Source organism: Rhodococcus opacus, assembly GCF_012396235.1.
Taxonomy (GTDB): domain Bacteria; phylum Actinomycetota; class Actinomycetes; order Mycobacteriales; family Mycobacteriaceae; genus Rhodococcus_F; species Rhodococcus_F opacus.
The window spans coordinates 1-1,043 of sequence record NZ_JAAXPA010000109.1; the positions used below are offsets into that span (position 1 = coordinate 1).

The following is a 1,043-nucleotide window of genomic DNA, read 5'->3' on the forward strand; positions in this document are numbered from 1 at the left end:
CGCCACAGTGGTGCGGGGTCCGGGCCCTCCTCGCCCTGCTGCTGCGCACCCCGGAAGCGTGCCGCGAAGACGATCCAGCCGATGGTGGCCATGAGCAGGAAGCTGACCAGGCGGTAGACGACGATCGCGGACACCGCCTCGGCGCCGGTCATTCCGCTGGCGGTCAGTGCGGGGACGAGCACGGCGTCCATGACACCGAGCCCGGCGGGCAGGAGTGGGATGGCCGAACGGGCGGCGTTGCCCGCCGCGTACGCGACGGCCAGTCCGGCGAACCCGGGATGTGCGCCGACCGCGTAGCACGCGAAGGCGAGGCATGCGGCGTCGGCGATCCAGTTGAACAGCGACCACCCGAACGCGCGGGCGGTGTCGCGGCGATCCATCCGGACGGCGCTCATCTGGTTCACGATGTGCTTCCATCGGCGAACACCGGTCAGCGGAGACTTCTTTCGAAGCGCGTTGAATCCGCGTAGCGCGGTGATGCCGACACCTTCGAGGGCGTCGGGCCGCGAGGCGGCGTACTGAGCCACCACCAGGAAGGCGCACAGGCCGCCGAACGTGAAGATCAGCGAGAACGGGTTGGTCTCGGCCCCGACGAGCAGTGCGCCCGCCAGTCCGACGAGCGCCAGGCCGATGGCCTGGAGGGCGCCGGCCATCACCAGTTGCCACGTCGCGACCACCGGTGAGGCACCCCAGAGGCGTGTCTGCCGGTACCTGAACGTCGTTGCCAGAACCGGGCCGCCCGGCAGCGTCACGCTCATCGAATTGGAGGCGAACGTCACCGCGAGGGACTGCCGCTGTCTGATGTGCACGTCCGCGACCCCCAGCAGGCAGCGCTGGACCCGGGCGAAACTCGACATCGACGCCAGCGACGCCGTGACGGCCGCGGCCACCCATCCCCATCGGAGGTCGCCGAGGTTCTGGACGCTCTCGGAGAGGTCCGGCCAGATGAGGACGATTTCCACCGCGAGCACGACGACGAGCAGGCCGCCGATCACCCATTCGACTCGACGCCTGCGGGGCGTCGGGCGGGTGTCTTGGGCGTC

At 70.1% G+C, this 1,043-nt stretch carries 1 protein-coding gene; it reads right to left on the minus strand.

The features are described from left to right. A partial coding sequence (locus HGB39_RS38085; protein WP_247607643.1) for a lysylphosphatidylglycerol synthase transmembrane domain-containing protein occupies window positions 1-1,043 on the minus strand: 1,043 nt, incomplete at both ends.